This is a genomic window from Halobacillus faecis, from assembly GCF_007991335.1.
Classification (GTDB): domain Bacteria; phylum Bacillota; class Bacilli; order Bacillales; family Halobacillaceae; genus Halobacillus; species Halobacillus faecis.
The window spans coordinates 1-19571 of the sequence record NZ_BJYD01000012.1; the positions used below are offsets into that span (position 1 = coordinate 1).

Here is a 19571-nt window from a genome sequence, read left to right on the forward strand (position 1 = left end):
GCTCTCTTAACGCGACAAGTAATAATATATCATGGCATTTTGAATGACGCAATAGGTTTTTAAAAAAAAGATACATATTTTCAAAGAATGTATCCCCTATCAGTGGATTCTTCCATAAGAGGGGAGTTTTAAAAGTGTTAGAAGGTAAATCAACTAATAAGGAAAGTTTCTAATAACAGGGATTCCGAGAAAAATAAAAAGGACGAAGTATGAAACCTCGCCCTTTTATATAACCCAAAAATGAATAGCTGTTAAAGACAAAACCCCTGGAACCCCTAAGATAACTGATACAATTGCTGTAAAACCATTGATTGGAACATGCAGACCAAATTGAGCTCCGAATAGGTTCACAAAAAACAAGAGAATAACGGCCACAATCAGCCTTGTCATCACTTGTCCCACAACCTTCAACGGTTTTGCCGGCATACCTATAATGAGTAGTAATGGGATGGCTAGCCCTAATAAGAGAATGACGAGCACCGGATCCATAAAAAACCCCCTTGTCCAAGAAACTGTTCTATCAACAGTCTATGCTTGTAAACAAGAGGGTAGTACATCGATTAAGACAAAGCGTTGATCCCTCTGAACCTCGCTTCTCTTAATAGGTAGAAATACTTCGCTTTGGCGACGGCTAAATCATTTAATCCGTCGTCGCTCGGTTCGATGCTCTGTTCAATGATCGTGTTTAAAGTTTCCCACTCCCGCTTCAATTCTTTAATATGAAGGAGGAGTTCACGATCCATTTCTTTTTTCACTGTTTTTTTTCTGCTGAACAAGTCTTCTCCCCCCTAAAGTTCTCTTCGTCCTTCAAGAGCTTTGGACAGGGTTACTTCGTCTGCATATTCAAGATCGCCCCCAACCGGTAGACCATGAGCAATCCTCGTCATGCGAATACCAGAAGGTTTCACGAGACGGGAAATATACATCGCTGTCGCTTCCCCTTCGATGTTCGGGTTCGTTGCGAGAATCAATTCTTCAATTCCCTCATCCTTTAAACGGTTGATCAGACTTGCTACATTGATATCTTCTGGACCGATGCCATCCATAGGCGAAATCGCGCCGTGAAGTACGTGATACTTCCCACTGAATTCTTTCATTTTCTCCATAGCAATGACATCTTTAGGATCCTGTACAACACAAATCAACGTTTGGTCTCTTGATTCATCCTGGCAGATGGAGCATGGGTCCTGGTCGGTAATGTGCCCGCAAATGGAACAGTGAGTAAGTTCTCTCTTAGCATTGACCAGTGATTTGGCAAAGTCGAGGACATCATCCTCTTCCATTTCTAAAACGAAAAAAGCCAGGCGAACAGCCGTTTTTGGTCCGATTCCTGGCAGTTTCGTAAAACTGTCGATCAGTTTTGATATCGGTTCCGGGTAATACATGAAAATTCCTCCTAGAACATTCCTCCAGGCATACCTTTCGTGAATTGTCCCATAGTATCATTTGTTTTGTCATCTACTTGCTTCAATACGTCATTCGTAGCTGTGATGATCAAATCTTGCAGCATTTCTACATCATCTGGATCCACGACTTCTTCAGCGATAGCTACGTCGGTGATTTCTTTCTTTCCGTTCGCTGTCACTTTTACCATACCGCCGCCTGCAGAAGATTCGAATGTCATTTCATAAAGCTCTTCTTGAGCCTTCATCATTTTCTTCTGCATTTTTTGCATTTGTTTCATCATGTTATTCATGTTTCCTCCACCACGCATGGAGCATTCCTCCTTTAAATAGCTGTTAATCTTGTACTTCTATCAAATCATCTCCGACCAATTTCCGGGCTTCTGAAACTAAAGGGTCCTCTCCACCCGTTTGGGATGGGGACGTTTCACTTTCTTCTCCTTCTACTCCAGTCCCACCGTCAGATGATTGTTTCTGTTTTCGGACGAATTCTTCCCTGATCTCCTGCCAGTTTGGTTCAGGGATCGGTATAATCGTCATCGGTTTGCCAATAAATTCAGTAAGCAATGGTTCAATTGTCTTCTGATGTTCCAATGCCAATGAACAATGGATATCATACCGGAAGGCAAGCACCAGTGCCTTAGAAGAGGCAGCCCTCGGCTTACTATTCAAGAGCGTTGCATGTGCCGGGGCATTCGTCCGCTTTAAAGCTTCCATGAAGTCCGCCCAGCGTCCCTGAACGTTCTTAATGTCTTCCTTAGACGCTTCGTTCAACACTTGGCGAATACGTTCATAGGGAACATTATACCCTTTTTTCCCTGATTTTGCAGGAGCCCGCTTTTTCGGCGCGGATTGTGGTTGCGCCGTTGCACTGACTCCTTTTTCTTTCAGGGCGGCCAGCTCTTTTTCAAGGCCTTCAATCTTTCTAGCCAGCTGATCCACCGCTTCTGACTGCACAGGCTGTCCTTGGGCAGGTCGCGCCTGGACTTCCACCATATTAAGCATGGCGATTTCAATGAAAACTTTCGGGCTCGTCGTCCATTTCATTTCCTGCTGACAACGGTTCAACTCGCGGATGGCTTGCTGAATCCAAACGGGGGACAAATCACCTGATAAACGTTTGAAACCTTCATCAGGAATCGCCCTTTCCAAATTATGCTCAAGGTCCGGGGCACTTTGGAATAAAAGCAGGTCTCTCAAATAATAAATCAGGTCGAAAACAAAACGGCCAGGATCTTTCCCTTGTTGAATCAAGTCATCCACCGCTTCGAGGGCTGCCCTTGCATCCTGACTGTGAAGCGACTCCAAAACCGCTGTTAATTTACTTTGAGAAACCGAACCCGTAACGGCCAGAACGTCTTCAATCGTCACTTCATCTTCACTGTAGGAAATCGCCTGATCAAGAAGACTCAACGCATCACGCATTCCACCTTCTGCTGTTAGCGCTACAATCTCCAGCGCTTCTCTAGCAATAGCAATCTCTTCAACCGATGTGATTTTTTCCATTCGCTCTACCATCGCTTTTTGCGAAATCCGCTTAAAGTCAAATCGTTGACATCTGGATATAATCGTTAACGGAATTTTATGAGGCTCTGTTGTTGCAAGTATAAATATGACATGTTTTGGTGGTTCTTCCAACGTTTTCAGTAAAGCGTTGAAAGCCCCCATAGAAAGCATATGAACCTCATCGATGATGTACACTTTGTAAGGCACTGCACTGGGAGCATATTTAACCTTGTCCCGGATCTCCCTGATTTGCTCGACGCCATTGTTTGAAGCCGCGTCAATTTCAATGACATCTGAAATCGATCCATCCTGAATTCCAAGACAAGCATCACACTCGTTACACGGTTCCTTTACAGGGGAACGCTCGCAGTTGATGGCTTTGGCGAAAATTTTGGCAGCACTCGTTTTCCCTGTCCCCCTCGGGCCAGAGAATAAATACGCATGCGAAAATTTATTCTGCTCAATCGCATTCTGCAGTGTCCGTGTAATATGCGTTTGTCCGACGACTCCTTCAAAATTTCGCGGGCGCCATACGCGATATAAAGCCTGATAGCTCATAAAACCGTTCTCCCTTTATAGTCTCTACCTCATTATACCTGATTCAAGGTTATGATGTGAACCTTCGAAAATAGGTATAAAAAAAGAGCTGTTATGAATGGATCATAACAGCTCTTTGTGGTTGCTTATGTAATGCCGTGCACCCATCTTCGATGATGTGGCCCTAAGCGTTACTTATGGTTGTGGCTCGACCCAGGCACTCCCACGGCACACGGGAGAGACAGCTTACTGCTGCTTCCTTCCGGACCTGACAGGATTCACTGGTTCCCGTTGCGCAGGACCTGGGTGTCAACACCACTCACATAAGGCAGACCTTAAGGCCGCACCACCTCGGATGGGGATTCGGCCTCGCTATAGCGGATTGCGAGTACAGGGCACCGCTACCTCCCCGCTTATCACGGCATTAACAAGTATAGCGAGTTTTAGAGAAAAATGCAATGATAAAACACTGTTAATTATTAGTCGATGGCTTCTTTTTCTTGCGCTCACGCAGATGACGGAAGAAATCTGTTAATATTTTTCCGCATGTTTCTTCCATAACTCCCGGTAGAACTTCTGATTTATGATTGAAGCGATCGTCATCTAATAGATTAAGAAGCGTACCTGCACAACCCGCTTTTGGATCCTTGGCACCATAAACGATCCTCGGAATTCTCGATTGTAAGATAGCTCCCGCACACATTGGACAAGGCTCTAAAGTGACATACAATGTACATTCTTCAAGCCTCCAGCTTCCTACTTGCTTGTTCGCCCTTTCAATTGCTATAAATTCGGCATGAGACGAAGCCAGTTGGGACGTTTCTCTCTGGTTGTATCCTGTGGCGATGACTTCCCCATCTTTTACAATGACAGCACCTATTGGAACTTCCCCTTCCAACTCTGCTTTTTCTGCTTCCTCTAAAGCAAGTTTCATATAATGTTCATCGTCAAGCATGATGTTCCTCCTGTGATTTTCAAGAATAATTCCGTTTTCCTCTTTCATACATTATTAAAGATGAGAAAGGAGCGAATCCATATGCAAATTCACGTCGTTCAAGAAGGAGACTCAGTATTCTCCATTGCTGGTCTCTATGATAGTACGCCAAATGCCATTATTGAGGCAAATGAGCTGGAGACCCCGGGTGACCTTGTCATCGGTCAGGCTCTTGTTATACCGATTGTCGGCCAATTTTATTTTGTCCAGCAAGGGGACAGCTTATATTCCATTGCTCAAAAGTTCAATACCACGGCTGAAAAGCTGGCCCAGGTAAACGGACTTCAAGTCGGGGCTCCTCTTTCCGTTGGGTTACGTCTCTACATCCCCGATGAACCACCGCGTCCGATTACAGCGAATGCCTACATCGAGCCCTACGGCGGGGAAGTATCCGACACACTTCGCGCCTCAGCTGAAAATAGAGCGGGGTCGCTGACCTACCTGGCGCCGTTCAGTTATGAAATCCAGGAAGACGCTTCGTTAAAAGCCCCGCCGCTTGATAATTTCAAGGAAATTGCTCAACAAAACGATACCGCTCTTATGATGGTTGTCACAAACCTTGCCGAAGATGGATTCAATGCTGAATTAGGTAGAAAAATCCTATCTGATGAAGCTCTTCAAGATAAACTGCTCGACAACATCATTCAAACGACTAAACAAGTAGGTTTTCAAGACGTCCACTTTGATATGGAGTTTCTCCCTCCTGAAATGAAAGAGAACTATAACCAGTTTTTGAGGAAAGCGAAAAAGCGATTGGCAGCAAAGGGGCTACTCATATCAACCGCTCTTGCTCCTAAAACAAGCGCCGATCAAAAAGGAGCTTGGTACGAAGCCCATGACTATAAAACCCACGGAGAGATTGTAGACTTCGTTGTATTAATGACTTATGAATGGGGATACAGCGGCGGCCCTCCACGTGCCGTAGCTCCAATCGGTCCCGTGACAGACGTGGTTGATTATGCGTTGACAGAAATGCCTGCAGAAAAGATTCTTCTCGGTCAAAACTTATATGGGTATGACTGGACCCTTCCTTATGAACCAGGTGGAGAATTTGCAAAGGCAATCAGCCCACAGCAAGCGATTCAAATTGCGAGAGAGAACAATGTTCCGATTTCCTATGATCAAAAAGAGCAGGCCCCTTACTTCACTTATATGGATGATGCAGGAAAGAAACACGAAGTGTGGTTTGAAGATGCCCGATCGATTCAACGAAAGTTCGACTTAATAAAAGATCGTGGCCTTCTTGGCATCAGTTACTGGAAACTAGGTCTTTCCTTCCCTCAAAACTGGGTGTTGCTCGATGGGCAATTCAGTATTGATAAGAAATAAAGAGATGCTCCTTGCCTGCAAACAATCAGGCAAAACATTAAACAGTCGCTTACACTTTTGAAAATGTAAGTGACTATTCTTTTTTCACAAAAGTAACGACGTGGGTTTGAACCTCTGTATCGTGAAACGCCTGAGATAGACCTTTTTCTTCAATTTCCCTTTTTAAAACTGGACGGTAGGGAACCTCTATGCTGAATGGCTTTTCAAATGGAAAAGGATAAACGGAAACTTTCTCTTTATCCACCCAATGGGCATTCATGCCACTTGGGGCAAAATCAAAGGACTGTCTAAATCCGTTTTTAAACCATGGAACTTCTTCTTCCTTGGGTGTTCCAGGTTCCTGCATGCATACATAAAGAGACAAATCATCACAAAATTGCAGCCGGCGAAAATGAAGGTCATAGATATCATAGGGTATGTCCATTTCCATTGATTCGAAAAGATCCTGCTGACGTGTTTTTTCTTCAGCTAAGAACGTCTGTACAGTAGGATTCTTGTCATCTTTAGAAAAGAACGACGCGTAGTGCATACTGCAAAGCATACCAGCATACAAGGAGCGGGCAGCTACCTCTTCAATTCCGCGTTGGTAGGCCTGCAGTTTTTTCTCTAACGGATAATCGACGAACGTATAAGGGCGCTGCTTTTCTTCATTCCATTCAGGATGATCATCCAGTGGAATCCAGGCTCTATCGTGCTGCTGAATCGCCCAATCTGCTTCTTCTCTCAATTTTGAGCGCAACAAAAAATTATTTTTCCAATGAGCAACGATTCGGGCTGAAATTTTGGCATGCTCATGCTGAGGAATCATGTGAAAATATTGTTCTTTCTCAATGACAATCATCGTTTGGTCCTCCTCCTTCAATACGTATGCATGTATGTAATATAGAACGATCTATGATCTTCCTTTCATTATATAGGAACTTTCTTCTCCTCTCTACAATAGGAGGTTACAAAATTGGTACTGTTTTGGTAAACGTTTTTTAACAATTTGGCAGGATTGTGTAAGACTCAATTTTGAGATGTTTATTGAGTGGATGGGGCGGAGGGGAATGACTCGCTTTCCAACCACCCCTGACGCTCAATATGACAAACGAACCCCAGTCATCTCGAAACTGGGCCTTCAAGAATAGGGAGCTTATGTATAATCAGACGGTTGATTTATTGAGACGAAGAAAAAGGCCATGTGGGAGTTCCCTCATGGCCTTTCTGGTGTTTATTTCAAGAGTTTTAATGCTTCGCGGTTAAAGGCTGGAATGTCATCGGGCTGGCGGCTTGTGACCAGCTGATTCTGACAAACGACAACTTCTTTATCCTCATAGTTGACGCCTGCATATTCCATATCAACGGAAATGGATTTGAACCCGGTCGCTGTGCGCCCTTCAAGAGTTTTAGCCGTAATCAATAGTTGTGGGCCATGGCAGATTGCGAATACAGGTTTCTTTTCATCCATAAAATGTTTCGCAAAGGAAACGAATTTCTCATCCCCACGCAGAATATCAGGTGAAAAACCACCAGGGATAAACAAAGCATCAAAGTCTTCTGGTTTCACGTCATCGATGGATGTATCAATCTTAACGGAAGCTTCTCCCTGTTTTCCTTCTACTTCTTTGCCTGCTTCCCATTCAATGGTCGTAACTTCGTGGCCTTCGTTTGAGAACGCTTCTGCCGGTTGTGTATATTCTACATCTTCAAACATGGACGTCATGACACAAGCAATCTTACTCATATCTACATCATCTCCTTGAATGTATGGGTTGAATTTAAACACATAGGATATCTTCCCCCGTGAGATGATTTCAAACCACTTTATGGTTATTTGAACTCTTTCATAGAAAACTGCTGGAAAGTTGTGTCCGATTGATTCCTATACAATTCTCTCCCTGCAATTGTGTTGATGATATGGACATTCCGGTGGACGGATAATCCTAAGTTTGTAGCTCCTGCTCCATGTGAGTGGACGAGGTTGGTCAACGTAAAGAAGTGATGGTTACGATCATCGTTGAAAAGGAGTTGATAATCACGTGATACTTTATACATCCCTTCCTCTTCCCATTCAATTTGATCTTTGAATCGGGTTGAGAACCAGTCAGGAAAATGAGGTTTATACCCTGTGGCCAGCACAACTTTATCTGTAGGATACGTGTACTCGACTTCTTCCTGCCACTGTTTACATTGCAGGTGATACCTTCCGTCCTCTTTCGCCTCAATCCCTGTAATTTCAGTCATCGGTTGAATAAGAACACGACTATCCTTCATACCGGCTGTGCGATGGTAAAGCTTTGTATAAAGTCTTGTAAGTGTATCAGGGTCAATCCCTTTCCTTAGAGGGCCAAGCGTATCGAGGGCATCCTTCCGTTGATGAAGACTAAGGGCGTGAAAATAGTCCACGAATTCTGGTGTGAACATTTCCTGCGCAAACTTAGCCGTGTCCAATTGAAAAAGCCCACCGGATCTCGTAAATAGGCTTAATTTCATATCTGACTGTCTGTCTTGCTCTTCTAATAAATCAAGGAATACTTCTAAAGCACTCTGACCCGAACCGACAATGGTCACATGTTTTGATTTCAGTAAATGATCTTTTTCGAAAAGGTAGCGGCTCGTATGCATCACATCTTCGTTAGGTAACCGGTCCATTCCGTCTAAAATCAACGGTTCGCTCCCAGTCCCCATGACAATGTGCTTGGCTTGATAATATTTTTTCTCACCCGTTGCTGTTTCTTTGACCACCACTTCATAATGGGGGACATCCTCATCTTTATGGTCCATCACGTCAACGACGGTATGGCCGAAAAACAGACCATCTAGCTGCTTGGCCACCCACTGCATATAGTGATTGTATTCTTGACGCGGAATTTCAAAATGACGATGGAAGAAGAAAGGGAACATCCGGTCATGCTCATGTAAATAATTCATAAAGGTATAAGGGCTTTTCGGGTCCGCAAACGAAACAAGATCTGCTAAAAAAGGAACCTGCAGATCCATCGTTTCAATAAGCATACCTGGATGCCAGATAAACTCAGGGGTCTTGTCAAAAAAGACAGCATCCAACTCTTGCGTTTGATCAAGTAATGCGGCCATTCCTAAATTATAAGGACCGATTCCGATCCCAATGACATCATATATTTTATTTTCCATTCCATCACTTCCTTGTACCATCACTTTTCCCTATGATGACGTGTTTGATTCTTTCCAAAGCCGGTCCAGAACGATGACGAGGACAGTACCGACCAACAATCCATTGCTTAGTAAGTTTTGTACTATTGCCGGCACACCATTGAAAGCCTCCGGCGGAAGAAACATGAGCCCAATTCCCAATAAGAAAGAAAGTCCTAAAATGGTAAGTCTCCGCTCATCCAGCGTTTCACTTGTCATGTTGGATAATCCTAGCCCCATCAATTGGACAAAAGTTGCGAGCAAAGCTGCGTTTGCTACCGGTGCGGGAATGCCAGAAATAAATGCTACCACCGGAGGGAAGAACGAAAACACGACTAATAATAGAGATGCATATAAAAATGGACGTTTCCTTTTTTGCCCGGTCAATTGCATGAAACCCGAAGAGGATGCCAGTGAAACGTTAGCTACTGCAGAAAATGCAGCTGTAATTCCATGGTTGACTCCTAGAAAACTGCTTCCTTTGTTGACCTGATCATAAGTGTACTTTGGTTTTCCGTAGACGGTATGACTGACCGCGATAATAGACGCCACTAGATTTGATAATAAAATGACAGCGGTAATAAACCCTAAAGGAAGCGTGCCCCAGGTCAGATGAGGCGGTCCCCATGCAAAAAACTCAGGCAGGGAAAATGCTGAGGTTCCTCCTATTTCACTGGCAGTTCCATTGAAAGTCATGGCATACAATACCCACCCGAAAGCAATTCCAATCAAAACAGCGAAACTTTTCAACCATCCTGTTCCCATAATCGATAGACCGATCACAAGCGCAAGCGTAACAAAAGCGACAAGCGCCTGTTTCCCATCCACTGCTTCTGTCGACTGCTGAAGGCCTAACATCCCTTTAAGAAACGTTCCACTCAATTGGACGGTCAGTAAAAATAAAAAAGCACCCGTAACGAGTGGTGTGAATACAAAAAGGACACGGTGCGATAAACGGAAGATACCGAACAGGAATAAAAAAATCCCCGCCCATATCATTGTCCCCTGGAGAACTTGTAATGTTTCCATATAGCTGTCGCCCGACTGCGCCCCGCTATAGGCCATGACGGCAAAAATGCTGATCCAGAGGCCTGCGGGACCCTCCATAATTGGGAGACGGTGTCCAAAAACACCTTGTAGGAAGGAAGCGATGCCCACGACAAAAAATGTTCGTTGCATCAATCCTGCAACCTCATTGAAATTCAATTCAAAAATAGAACCAATAACAATGGGCAGAGCTACTGCACTCGCCAACAAAAATACGAACCATTGAACAGTCTCTAATGAGCCATCCAAAAACCGTGTAGATCCTTCTTTCTTCATTGTGCCACCTGCAATCTATGTAATATCTATCCACATCTTACCATAGGGTTCATGAAATTTAGGTTCTCGCCCATGCTCGTTCCACGTGAAACAACCTTTCAAACGAGCACCCAAAAAATGAAAAGCACAGCCCTAAAGCGGGCTGTGCTTTCTGCTATTACTCTTCAAGAGTAGATGTATCGCCTGTCGGTAATCCAAGCTCCCAAGATTTCAGGAGACGCCTCATGATCTTACCACTACGCGTTTTAGGAATCGTATCCTTAATTTCAATTTCCCTTGGAGCGGCGTGAGCACTCAACCCTTTTTTAACGAACTGACGAATGTCTTCGAGCAATTCATCGGATTGTTCGTGCCCATCTCTGAGGGTGATGAACGCTTTAATGATTTCTCCGCGTTCAGGGTCCGGTTTCCCGATGACTCCCGCTTCCGCTACTGCTTCGTGTTCGATCAACTTACTCTCCACTTCAAATGGGCCAACACGCTCACCGGAAGTGTTGATGACATCATCAAGACGGCCTTGGAACCAGAAATAACCGTCTTCGTCTTGATACGCACTATCTCCGGAAACGTACCAGCCATTTAAGAAATAACTTTCATATTTCCCTGGGTTCTTCCATACGGCACGCATCATGGACGGCCATCCCTGTTTGATCGCAAGGTTCCCCATTTGATTGGCAGGGAGTTCATTCCCTTCATTGTCGACAATGGCAGCTTCAATGCCAGGGAACGGTTTACCCATGGAGCCCGGGCGCATATCCATCGCAGGATAGTTACAAATCAACATACCGCCCGTTTCCGTCATCCACCACGTATCATGGATCCGTAAGTCGAAGGCTGAAAGACCCCATGTTACGACTTCAGGGTTCAACGGTTCTCCTACACTTAACACGTGACGAAGGGAAGATAGATCATGTTTTTTAGCCACTTCTTCCCCAGCACTCAACAGTTTACGGAAAGCTGTCGGAGCGGAATACCAGACGGAAACATTTTTCTCTGCAATCGTTCCATACCAATCATCAGGACTGAATCGTCCACCACGAATGACATTCGTCACCCCATTTAACCATGGAGCAAAGATTCCGTAACTTGTCCCTGTCACCCAGCCTGGGTCTGCTGTACACCAGTACACATCATCTTCTTTTAGGTCCAGCACCCATTTACCTGTTTGGTAATGTTGGAGCATGGCATTGTGGACGTGGTAAACTCCTTTCGGCTTGCCTGTTGAACCAGACGTGTAGTGAAGAAGCATCCCGTCTTCAAGGTCCACCCATTCGATATCAAATTCATCTGATGCTTTCTCCATTTCCTCTTCATAAGAAATGTAGTTGCCAGGTGCATCGCCGCCGACAAGCACGACTTGCTTCAAGTTCGGAAGCTCATCTGCCGGCACACGCTCAAGCAATTCAGGAGTCGTAATGAGCATTGTCGCTTCACTGTCCTCCAAGCGGTCTCGTACGGCTTGTTCCATAAATGCTTCAAACAGCGGTCCAGCAATCGCTCCTACTTTAAGAATACCAAGGAAGGCGGCATAAAACTCCGGGCTTCTCGGCATGAAAAGAAAGACACGATCGCCTTTTTCTATATTGTGTTTTTTCAGTACATTTGCGAATTGATTACTTTTCAGCTTCAAATCTTCAAAAGTAAGGGTCTCTTCTCTATCCGGTGCAGAGTAGATCAGAGCTGCCTGATCCTTCTTATCAGGGTTTTCTGCATGGCGATCGACGGCTTCATAGGCAATGTTAACTTTGCCTGTCTCGTTCCATGAGAACTGTTCTTTCACTTCTTCCCACTGGAAATTCTCATACGCTTCTTTGTAGTTTTCCATGTTGTGATTGCCTGATCGAGCTGGAATTGGTTTCATGTCCATATTCATCATCACCTCATAAGAATGTTTTGTAAACGTTTTCCTTTTGTGGCTGAAGAAAGCTCTGATCCTTTCAGAGCCACGAACTGCATACTTTTCTGAAAATTTTATGAATTACTTCTATTGTAGGGGATTTCTACTCATATTTAAAGTGTTATCTCCAAAGATTTACAGAATTAGGACAAGGGAACGAGGTAAATTGACAGCATTCTTCTCTGTTTATATAATGAAACGAGCATAATAGCTTCATAATAGAGGTTTCTTAGCTAACCCCTCTATAAAAAACTAAGGACCACGTCTTTTGATAAGCCGCAGCCCTTAGCCGCTGCGGCTTTTTTATTGAAAATACATTAAAAAGGAGCATGACTCATGCCAGGACGCAACGATCAAGACCTTGATTTATCACTCCTTGGTAACCAAGGAACTTCCTATTCTTTCGAGTATGACCCGGATGTCCTCGAAACATTTGATAACCAGCACCCGAACCGTGACTATTTCGTTAAATTCAACTGTCCGGAATTCACAACCCTATGCCCGAAGACCCGCCAGCCTGATTTTGCAACCATCTATATCAGCTATATTCCAAATGTGAAAATGGTGGAAAGTAAGTCACTCAAACTCTATCTTTTCAGCTTCCGGAACCACGGAGATTTCCACGAAGATAGTGTGAATACAATCATGAACGACCTGATTGACTTAATGGATCCCCGTTACATTGAAGTGTGGGGTAAGTTCACCCCTCGTGGCGGGATTTCCATTGACCCATTCTGCAATTACGGAAAACCAGGCACGAAATTTGAACAAATGGCGGATCATCGCTTGATGAATCATGATCTTTACCCTGAAAAAGTCGATAACCGATAAAAAAAGAGCTGCGACAAATATCGCAGCTCTTTTGCTTGTTTATTTTTTATCATCTTTATACTGCATATAAACGACTTGGGTGACAAGGAAATCTTCCATTCCGTGTTTCCCATCCGCTCCACCAAGTCCTGACTTCCTCATTCCTGCATGATAGCCCTGGACAGCTTCGAAGTTTTCACGATTTACGAACGTTTCACCGAACTTCAGTTCATTCACGACACGCATAGCTTCATTCATGTCTTCGGTATAAACAGAGGAGGATAATCCGTAATCTGTATCATTTCCTTTTTCAATCGCCTCATCCAATGTTTTGAATGTCGTCACAGGGATGACCGGACCGAAGATCTCTTCCTGTATAATCTTCATTTCATGGTTTACATTTGTAAGGATCGTCGGCTTATAAAAATAACCTTTGTCTAAGTCTCCACGTTCTCCTCCAATTTCAACTTTCGCTCCTGCATCGACCGCTTCTTTTACCATGCTCTCCACTTCTTCAAGGCGATCTTTACTTACAAGAGGACCGACATCCGCTTCCTTATTTTCACGAGGATCGCCCATGGTTATTGATTCAAATTTATGACGTAACTTAGCGATAAGCTCATCCGCCACACTTTCATGAACGTAGACACGCTCAGCGTTTGTACACGCTTGTCCATTATTAGCGAGGCGGGATGTTGTAATGCTTTCAGCTGCAACATCCAGATCCGCATTAGCCGTGACAATGGCAGGTGCTTTCCCTCCAAGCTCCAAATTCACTTTGGTAATATTCTGTGCCGCTGCTTCCATTACTTTCGTTCCTGCGGGCACACTCCCCGTCATGGATATCATGTGCACGTTTGGATGAGAAGCAAGGGTATTCCCGATTTCTGAACCTGTACCTGTCACCACGTTATATACCCCTTTTGGAATCTCGTCCATCGAGTCAACGATTTTTGTGAATTCCATCGCGGTGTTCGGTGTCTGCTGACTTGGTTTTAATACTAATGTATTTCCTGTTACAAGTGCCGTGGCTACTTTACGGGCTAAAATGAACACAGGGAAATTCCAAGGGACAATCCCCGCCACCACTCCGATCGGCTTTTTATAAATGAAGATATTCTCATTCTTACGGTCACTTGGTACAATTTCTCCTTCAATCCTACGTGCCCACTCAGACATGTAACGGAAATAATCGATGGCAAGGTCTACTTCTCCACTGGCAAGCTCATAATCTTTCCCTTGCTCTTCTTGGAGTAAATCAATAAAAGTCGCACGGTTTTCTTCAATACGATCTCCGAGTTTCCTGACGATTTTTCCGCGTTCAATATTGGGTGTTAGTTCCCATCCTTTTTGCGCTTCAAATGCTGCTTTCACCGCACGATTCACATCGTCCTCGGTGCCTTTAGGTATTTGAGAAATGACCTCTTCGGTCGCCGGATTTAAAATATCAATCCATTCAGACCCATTTGATTCTGTATATTCTCCGTTAATGTAAAGTTTATGTTGCTGCATGAAAGATGACCTCCTGTTGGGATTTACCATTTTCATTCCCCCTGAGATAGAGAATAAACAAACTAGTGTTCAACAATATGGCAGGATTGCGGAAGACTCGATTTCGAGATGTTTCGGGGTTCGTTGCTTGGGATGAGCGTCAGGGATGGCTGGGAAGCTACTCGCTTTCCTGTGGGGGAGTGGTGAGCTTCCTCGGACTACGTCCTACGGGATCTCACCTACCTCCTTTCTCCCACGGGAGTCTCGCAGCTTCCCAGCCACCCTATTCGTATTATGTGGGTAACGAACCCCTATACCGAGGGAGACTGCCTTTCACTATCCTGGTATTATACGCATAAAACGCTATATAGCAAGCTTCAAGCGCCAAAAATAGCCACCGTGGGAGTTTGTTTTTCTTCTATTTTCACTGGGATATAAGCTTCTTATTCTGGATGTGGTTTCGAGATACATATATGGTCAAGGGGCGGAGGGAAATGGTGAGACTCCTATGGGACGTGTGGGACAGGTGAGACCCCGGAAGGCGTAGCCTGAGGAGGCTCACCGCCCGCCCCATGGAAAGCGAACCATTTCCCGCAGCCCCTAAACGCACACAAAAGCCTCGAAACTGAGTCTTCCAGAATAGGGAGCTTATCTGCAATGGCTAAGTGTTATTTTGGGCATAAAAAAAAGCCCTGTGGGGACAGGACTTTACCATTCGAGGATGAAACCTTTGATTTTCTTGCCATCACCGGACTCTGATTGCTGCTCAGCCTCGAAATAAGGATCCTCTTCCTTAAAATGATAAGAGATTGTTTCCGGCTTGAGATAAAGCTTGTACTCTAAATCAGTGACCTTTGGCAGGGAAATGTCGGCAACTGTCGTTTGGTCACCCTCCTCATCAATAAGAAGAATATCAATGTGGTCATACCCATGTGCAACTAAGTGTTCTTTTAAATCCATAAACGACGCCTCCGTCCAATTATTCTAGTCCCCTGATACCCTTTTCCAAACCTCGAGAAACGTTTGATTTTATGTAACAGCGGGAAAAGATTCCCGCTTTGTTTATTTATTAGTATCCATAACCGTATCCACGGCCACCCATATAAGATGCACCGATGATGATCAAAAGGATGAACAAAACAACCAATAGCGCGAAACCGCCACCGTATCCTCCGCTCATTCCATTCCCCCCTCTCTTCTTACTTTACTACCTTATTCAGAAGGGAATAAGAAGGCAGGGCATGAGCGGAATTTAAACTTTTTTCTTCTTTTCATTCACAACGTCAGAAAGGGAAGACACGCTTGATAGAAAGGAGGGCAAAGTATAAGGACTGGACAAAAAAAGCCACTCCCCAAAAAGGGGCAGGGATAAATTTTGTCGCTCTTGCCAAGTTTGCTGCATCACCGGCTTGTCCTGGTGACACGAAGCTGATCCACATCACCTCAAATGCACTGGTCACAGACTCGACAAGGACGAGCGAAGCAAGAAACAATAAGACATACTGGACCACCTGTTCATGACCGGTTCTCAACAGCCATACAAACCCAGCTCCAAATGTAAGGATCCAGAAGATGCCATAAACATTCCTCACCCAGAATAAGAGATTGATAGCAAGGAACGCTATTAATAGGTAAACCATCCACTTATACTGACCACGACTAATGAGGAAAAAAAAGACGAACGCGAAGAAAGAGGCAAATACATAGCCGGCTAAGCTTGTTAATACTTGCCCGATCCATGATGTATGTCCGGTCAAAGCAAAACCGGACGTATTGGGAAGCAGAGAGATTCTCCTAACTTCTCCACCTGTAATCAATGCCATCAGGGAATGACCACTCTCGTGGATCATAGTATTCAAGATAGCGAAATACTTCCCTATGACTGGGAGTTGTGTGAGCAATAAAGCAAGGATAAGTGTGGAAAGAACTTGTAATTTCATAAAGCGCACTCCTTTCTTTATGACCTTTTAATCGCTTTCTACTGACATATAACGTATCTTAAGAATAGAACCAATGGTAACAAAGGGGAATAGACATGCGAAAGTTAACATGGATATGGAGTATGATGATTTTACTAATCTTATGCAGTTGCACTTCTCCATCAGATTCTAATGACACGAACATAAGAATAGCAGCTGCTGCAAGTCTAAAAGACGTCCTGGAAGAGCTAACTCCTCATTTTGAGGAAAAATATAATATAGAAGTAGAAACCATATATGGAGGATCAGGTAAACTGGCAAGACAGATTGAACAAGGAGCTCCTGTAGACGTGTTCTTGTCTGCAGATCTTCGCTGGATTGAATTACTTAAGGAACAGGATCTTGTCGAAAAGGATACATACATAGAATTTGCCACAAACCGGATTGTGCTTATTGGTGATGAATCTAAGAGTCGTTTGGACACGATTCAGGAACTGGAACTTACAGAAAGCGAACAGCTGGCCGTCGGTAATCCGGAGAGTGTGCCTGCTGGTACTTATACGAAACAGACGCTCGAAAGGATTCAGCTTTGGAGAAAGTTGAAGGATCAGATGGTATTTGGAAGTGATGTCAGACAAGTTCTTGCTTATGTCGAATCCGGGCAGGTGGACTATGGTTTTGTTTATGCCAGTGATGCCTTGATTTCCGATCAGGTGACCACTCTTACACAAGTTGACCCTACCTTCCACGATTCGATTGTATATCCGGGAATCGTTCTTTCAAAAAGCCGGACTAAGGACCAAGGGCAGAAATTTCTTACCTTTTTAACCAGTGACCATGCAACAGAAAAATACAAAGCTTATGGATTCAATCCTATGAGAGGTGGAAAGATAGAACAATGAACGTCGAACCTCTTCTTTTGTCTCTGAAAGTGGCAGGGATTGCTACTTTCATGGTGTTTATAATCGGAATGATCAGCGCACGAATCATTTCCAGAAAATTATTTCCCGGGAAAAGTATTTTAGAATCCATACTTCTGCTGCCTCTCGTTCTTCCTCCAACAGTAATTGGTTTTGGTTTGCTTTATTTGTTTGGCAAAAACGGGTGGATTGGACAATGGCTCATGGACTGGTTTGGTTTTCAGGTGATTTTTTCGTGGACCGGGGCAGTCATTGCGTCTGCTGTCGTTTCGTTTCCTCTTATGTATCAGAGTGCATCAGCAGCTTTTCAAAATTATGATCAAAACTTGGAGAATGCAGCTTTGACAATGGGGGCTTCGAAAATAAAAGTATTCTTCACCATATCGCTTCCGTTAGCTTGGCCTGGATTGCTTGCCGGGTTAGTCATGGCTTTCGCTCGTTCCCTTGGTGAATTCGGAGCTACATTAATGATCGCCGGCTACATCCCTGGTGAAACAGATACCATTCCACTTGCCATCTATTTCGCTGTCGAATCAGGGCGAATGGAAGAAGCCTTCATGTGGGTGGTTGTCATTCTCTGTCTTGGGTTTAGTGCAGTATTATGGCTCAACACGTGGAGTCGAAGGAAAATTAATTTTGTAAGAAATCATAAAAAAAGCTGAAGCTTCAATAAGCTTCAGCCAGCGCCCCCGGCAGGATTCGAACCTGCGGCACACGGTTTAGGAAACCGATGCTCTATCCCCTGAGCTACGGGGGCGTATGAACGTACGAGTAATATTATACAAAACAAACCAAAGATTGAAAAGCAAATGCACCTTAAAATTATCGCTCGGATGTTACTTCCAACGTATGTATGTGATAAAATATTATTTGTCTGTCTAAAAGTATCGTATTTTGTATGTGAGTGAGGAACACTCACGTTTTTTTGAAATGAGTTTGAAGGAGGAAAAGAGATGGGAGATTTACCTTTCATATCCGTTGAAGGGCCCATTGGGGTTGGGAAAACGTCTCTGTCTAAAAAGCTCGCCTCCCAGTTTGATTTTCATTTGCTGAAGGAAATCGTTGAGGAGAACCCGTTTTTAGGCAAGTTTTACGACAATATTGAAGAATGGAGCTTCCAAACGGAGATGTTCTTCTTGTGCAATCGCTTCAAGCAGCTCGAAGACATCGATCGCAAATATTTGCAGTCGGGGAAGCCGGTGGTCGCCGACTACCATATATCTAAGAATATGATTTTCGCACGGCGCACGTTGAGAGAAGATCAATTTGACAAGTATGCGCAGATTTTTGATATATTAACACACGATATGCCTAAACCGAATATGGTCGTCTATTTACATGCGAGTTTAGATACACTGCTCGAACGCATCCGCATGCGTAACCGTGATGTAGAGGCAAATATTCAACCTTCTTATCTTGAACAACTCTCTCAAGACTACGAAGACTTCATGAGACATTTCGAAGCCACTCACCCAGAGATTCCTGTGATCCGTTTGAACGGGGATCATTTAGACTTCGTAAAACATCAAGACGATTTAAATTATATTGTTGATCAAGTAGAGCAGCATTTAAATAAAGGAGAAGTTATCAAATGAATGCACGTGAACGCTATGGAATTCCACATGACAGCGTCATAACGATTGCAGGTACGGTCGGTGTCGGCAAGTCAACGATGACCAATGCTCTCGCTGATGCCCTCAACTTTCGTACCTCTTTTGAAAAAGTCGATACCAATCCATATCTCGACAAATTCTATCAGGATTTTGAACGCTGGAGCTTCCATTTACAGATTTACTTCTTAGCGGAACGCTTCAAAGAACAAAAGAAAATCTTCGAATATGGCGGCGGGTTCATCCAGGACCGTTCCATTTATGAAGATACCGGCATTTTTGCACGCATGCACTACGAAAAAGGGACGATGTCCGCAACCGATTATGAAACCTACCGGAACCTTTTTGATGCGATGGTGATGACACCATATTTCCCTCATCCCGATCTTTTGATTTATTTGGAAGGTTCGTTTGATGATATTCTTTCCCGCATCAAAGAACGTGGACGTCCGATGGAACAAGAAACGCCGATTGAATATTGGGAAGAGATGTTCACGCGTTATGACAATTGGATTGATAATTTCAATTCCTGCCCTGTCCTGCGTCTCAATATTGCCGACTACGACGTATTGAATGACAAAACAAGCATCGAACCCGTCCTAGAAAAAATCGGTCACTTCATCCAACAATCACGTAAATGGCGCTCCAGTCATTTATTGACCTAATCATAAAGAAGAAG

General features: G+C 44.0%; 21 protein-coding genes, 1 tRNA gene and 1 other RNA gene. 6 read left to right on the forward strand and 17 right to left on the reverse strand.

What is annotated here, in order from left to right:
* Positions 1-225: 225 nt before the first annotated feature.
* From HFA01_RS06495 to tadA, 7 genes are all read right to left on the reverse strand, one after another.
* The gene (locus HFA01_RS06495; RefSeq protein WP_146814428.1) at positions 226-489 is read right to left on the reverse strand and encodes a pro-sigmaK processing inhibitor BofA family protein; all 264 of its coding nucleotides are present in this window, start codon (positions 487-489) and stop codon (positions 226-228) included.
* A 71-nt stretch (positions 490-560) separates the two neighbouring features.
* Complete coding sequence (locus tag HFA01_RS06500) at positions 561-776, reverse strand: YaaL family protein (protein WP_146814430.1); 216 nt, start codon at positions 774-776, stop codon at positions 561-563.
* Positions 777-788: 12 nt separating this feature from the next.
* Positions 789-1385 (reverse strand): recombination mediator RecR, encoded by a 597-nt coding sequence (gene recR / locus HFA01_RS06505; RefSeq protein ID WP_146814432.1) that lies wholly within the window; start codon positions 1383-1385, stop codon positions 789-791.
* 11 nt (positions 1386-1396) lie between these two features.
* Positions 1397-1714, reverse strand: coding sequence for a YbaB/EbfC family nucleoid-associated protein (locus HFA01_RS06510; protein WP_146814434.1), 318 nt, complete (start codon positions 1712-1714; stop codon positions 1397-1399).
* Between the two features lie 25 nt (positions 1715-1739).
* On the reverse strand, positions 1740-3467 hold the full coding sequence (gene dnaX, locus HFA01_RS06515; RefSeq protein WP_146814436.1) for a DNA polymerase III subunit gamma/tau: 1728 nt from the start codon (positions 3465-3467) through the stop codon (positions 1740-1742).
* Positions 3468-3602: 135 nt separating this feature from the next.
* Positions 3603-3868, reverse strand: an RNA gene (ffs, locus tag HFA01_RS06520) — signal recognition particle sRNA large type.
* Between the two features lie 50 nt (positions 3869-3918).
* Positions 3919-4401 (reverse strand): tRNA adenosine(34) deaminase TadA, encoded by a 483-nt coding sequence (gene tadA / locus HFA01_RS06525; RefSeq protein ID WP_146814438.1) that lies wholly within the window; start codon positions 4399-4401, stop codon positions 3919-3921.
* Between the two features lie 81 nt (positions 4402-4482).
* Here tadA and HFA01_RS06530 point away from each other — a divergent pair, with 81 nt between their 5' ends.
* Positions 4483-5769: a glycoside hydrolase family 18 protein gene (locus tag HFA01_RS06530; protein ID WP_146814440.1), complete on the forward strand. Its 1287-nt coding sequence runs from the start codon at positions 4483-4485 to the stop codon at positions 5767-5769.
* A 73-nt stretch (positions 5770-5842) separates the two neighbouring features.
* Here the strand turns inward: HFA01_RS06530 and HFA01_RS06535 are convergent, their stop codons facing one another.
* The 5 genes from HFA01_RS06535 to acsA form a co-directional block, all read right to left on the reverse strand.
* Positions 5843-6610 (reverse strand): DUF3891 family protein, encoded by a 768-nt coding sequence (locus HFA01_RS06535; protein WP_146814442.1) that lies wholly within the window; start codon positions 6608-6610, stop codon positions 5843-5845.
* Positions 6611-6982: 372 nt separating this feature from the next.
* Entirely contained in the window at positions 6983-7495 is a 513-nt protein-coding gene (locus HFA01_RS06540; protein WP_146814444.1) for a type 1 glutamine amidotransferase domain-containing protein, read from the reverse strand.
* Positions 7496-7581: 86 nt separating this feature from the next.
* On the reverse strand, positions 7582-8904 hold the full coding sequence (locus tag HFA01_RS06545; protein WP_146814446.1) for a lysine N(6)-hydroxylase/L-ornithine N(5)-oxygenase family protein: 1323 nt from the start codon (positions 8902-8904) through the stop codon (positions 7582-7584).
* 30 nt (positions 8905-8934) lie between these two features.
* Positions 8935-10245, reverse strand: a complete 1311-nt coding sequence (locus HFA01_RS06550; RefSeq protein ID WP_146814448.1) for a purine/pyrimidine permease — start codon at positions 10243-10245, stop codon at positions 8935-8937.
* A 157-nt stretch (positions 10246-10402) separates the two neighbouring features.
* Positions 10403-12112 (reverse strand): acetate--CoA ligase, encoded by a 1710-nt coding sequence (gene acsA / locus HFA01_RS06555; protein ID WP_146814450.1) that lies wholly within the window; start codon positions 12110-12112, stop codon positions 10403-10405.
* A gap of 366 nt (positions 12113-12478) precedes the next feature.
* Here acsA and queF point away from each other — a divergent pair, with 366 nt between their 5' ends.
* Positions 12479-12973: a preQ(1) synthase gene (queF, locus tag HFA01_RS06560; RefSeq protein WP_146814452.1), complete on the forward strand. Its 495-nt coding sequence runs from the start codon at positions 12479-12481 to the stop codon at positions 12971-12973.
* Between the two features lie 39 nt (positions 12974-13012).
* Here queF and aldA read toward each other — a convergent pair whose 3' ends face one another.
* The 4 genes from aldA to HFA01_RS06580 all read right to left on the reverse strand — a co-directional run bounded on the left by aldA (position 13013) and on the right by HFA01_RS06580 (position 16383).
* Positions 13013-14464 (reverse strand): aldehyde dehydrogenase, encoded by a 1452-nt coding sequence (aldA, locus tag HFA01_RS06565; RefSeq protein WP_146814454.1) that lies wholly within the window; start codon positions 14462-14464, stop codon positions 13013-13015.
* A 687-nt stretch (positions 14465-15151) separates the two neighbouring features.
* Entirely contained in the window at positions 15152-15403 is a 252-nt protein-coding gene (locus HFA01_RS06570) for a hypothetical protein (protein ID WP_146814456.1), read from the reverse strand.
* A 109-nt stretch (positions 15404-15512) separates the two neighbouring features.
* Positions 15513-15623: a YjcZ family sporulation protein gene (locus HFA01_RS06575; RefSeq protein ID WP_089650761.1), complete on the reverse strand. Its 111-nt coding sequence runs from the start codon at positions 15621-15623 to the stop codon at positions 15513-15515.
* A gap of 103 nt (positions 15624-15726) precedes the next feature.
* The gene (locus tag HFA01_RS06580) at positions 15727-16383 is read right to left on the reverse strand and encodes a M50 family metallopeptidase (protein ID WP_146814458.1); all 657 of its coding nucleotides are present in this window, start codon (positions 16381-16383) and stop codon (positions 15727-15729) included.
* Positions 16384-16478: 95 nt separating this feature from the next.
* Between HFA01_RS06580 and modA the strand changes: the two genes are divergently transcribed.
* Together modA and modB are read left to right on the forward strand one after the other, a co-directional pair.
* A complete protein-coding gene (gene modA, locus HFA01_RS06585) occupies positions 16479-17264 on the forward strand; it encodes a molybdate ABC transporter substrate-binding protein (protein ID WP_146814460.1) in 786 nt (261 codons plus the stop codon).
* Positions 17261-17944 carry a molybdate ABC transporter permease subunit gene (gene modB, locus HFA01_RS06590; RefSeq protein WP_146814462.1) on the forward strand — a complete coding sequence of 228 codons (684 nt, stop codon included), beginning with the start codon at positions 17261-17263 and terminating at the stop codon, positions 17942-17944. Before modA ends, modB begins: the two co-directional genes overlap by 4 nt.
* Positions 17945-17966: 22 nt before the next feature.
* On the opposite strand, the gene HFA01_RS06595 is transcribed toward modB, so the two are convergent.
* Positions 17967-18039: transfer RNA gene (locus tag HFA01_RS06595), tRNA-Arg, on the reverse strand.
* Between the two features lie 196 nt (positions 18040-18235).
* Between HFA01_RS06595 and HFA01_RS06600 the strand changes: the two genes are divergently transcribed.
* Both HFA01_RS06600 and HFA01_RS06605 read left to right on the forward strand, forming a co-directional pair.
* Positions 18236-18877 (forward strand): deoxynucleoside kinase, encoded by a 642-nt coding sequence (locus HFA01_RS06600; RefSeq protein ID WP_146814464.1) that lies wholly within the window; start codon positions 18236-18238, stop codon positions 18875-18877.
* Positions 18874-19557 (forward strand): deoxynucleoside kinase, encoded by a 684-nt coding sequence (locus HFA01_RS06605; protein ID WP_089650756.1) that lies wholly within the window; start codon positions 18874-18876, stop codon positions 19555-19557. The genes HFA01_RS06600 and HFA01_RS06605 overlap by 4 nt, the downstream gene beginning before the upstream one ends.
* The last annotated feature ends 14 nt before the right edge of the window (positions 19558-19571 follow it).

What these genes read in the sequence shown, in the direction of transcription:
- HFA01_RS06495 (WP_146814428.1), bottom strand. Translation starts at nt 489, where the DNA reads ATGGATCCGGTGCTCGTCATTCTCTTATTAGGGCTAGCCATCCCATTA.
- recR (WP_146814432.1), bottom strand. Translation starts at nt 1,385, where the DNA reads ATGTATTACCCGGAACCGATATCAAAACTGATCGACAGTTTTACGAAA.
- HFA01_RS06510 (WP_146814434.1), bottom strand. Translation starts at nt 1,714, where the DNA reads ATGCGTGGTGGAGGAAACATGAATAACATGATGAAACAAATGCAAAAA.
- dnaX (WP_146814436.1), bottom strand. Translation starts at nt 3,467, where the DNA reads ATGAGCTATCAGGCTTTATATCGCGTATGGCGCCCGCGAAATTTTGAA.
- tadA (WP_146814438.1), bottom strand. Translation starts at nt 4,401, where the DNA reads ATGCTTGACGATGAACATTATATGAAACTTGCTTTAGAGGAAGCAGAA.
- HFA01_RS06530 (WP_146814440.1), top strand. Translation starts at nt 4,483, where the DNA reads ATGCAAATTCACGTCGTTCAAGAAGGAGACTCAGTATTCTCCATTGCT.
- HFA01_RS06535 (WP_146814442.1), bottom strand. Translation starts at nt 6,610, where the DNA reads ATGATTGTCATTGAGAAAGAACAATATTTTCACATGATTCCTCAGCAT.
- HFA01_RS06540 (WP_146814444.1), bottom strand. Translation starts at nt 7,495, where the DNA reads ATGAGTAAGATTGCTTGTGTCATGACGTCCATGTTTGAAGATGTAGAA.
- HFA01_RS06545 (WP_146814446.1), bottom strand. Translation starts at nt 8,904, where the DNA reads ATGGAAAATAAAATATATGATGTCATTGGGATCGGAATCGGTCCTTAT.
- HFA01_RS06550 (WP_146814448.1), bottom strand. Translation starts at nt 10,245, where the DNA reads ATGAAGAAAGAAGGATCTACACGGTTTTTGGATGGCTCATTAGAGACT.
- acsA (WP_146814450.1), bottom strand. Translation starts at nt 12,112, where the DNA reads ATGGACATGAAACCAATTCCAGCTCGATCAGGCAATCACAACATGGAA.
- queF (WP_146814452.1), top strand. Translation starts at nt 12,479, where the DNA reads ATGCCAGGACGCAACGATCAAGACCTTGATTTATCACTCCTTGGTAAC.
- aldA (WP_146814454.1), bottom strand. Translation starts at nt 14,464, where the DNA reads ATGCAGCAACATAAACTTTACATTAACGGAGAATATACAGAATCAAAT.
- HFA01_RS06570 (WP_146814456.1), bottom strand. Translation starts at nt 15,403, where the DNA reads ATGGATTTAAAAGAACACTTAGTTGCACATGGGTATGACCACATTGAT.
- HFA01_RS06575 (WP_089650761.1), bottom strand. Translation starts at nt 15,623, where the DNA reads ATGAGCGGAGGATACGGTGGCGGTTTCGCGCTATTGGTTGTTTTGTTC.
- HFA01_RS06580 (WP_146814458.1), bottom strand. Translation starts at nt 16,383, where the DNA reads ATGAAATTACAAGTTCTTTCCACACTTATCCTTGCTTTATTGCTCACA.
- modA (WP_146814460.1), top strand. Translation starts at nt 16,479, where the DNA reads ATGCGAAAGTTAACATGGATATGGAGTATGATGATTTTACTAATCTTA.
- modB (WP_146814462.1), top strand. Translation starts at nt 17,261, where the DNA reads ATGAACGTCGAACCTCTTCTTTTGTCTCTGAAAGTGGCAGGGATTGCT.
- HFA01_RS06600 (WP_146814464.1), top strand. Translation starts at nt 18,236, where the DNA reads ATGGGAGATTTACCTTTCATATCCGTTGAAGGGCCCATTGGGGTTGGG.
- HFA01_RS06605 (WP_089650756.1), top strand. Translation starts at nt 18,874, where the DNA reads ATGAATGCACGTGAACGCTATGGAATTCCACATGACAGCGTCATAACG.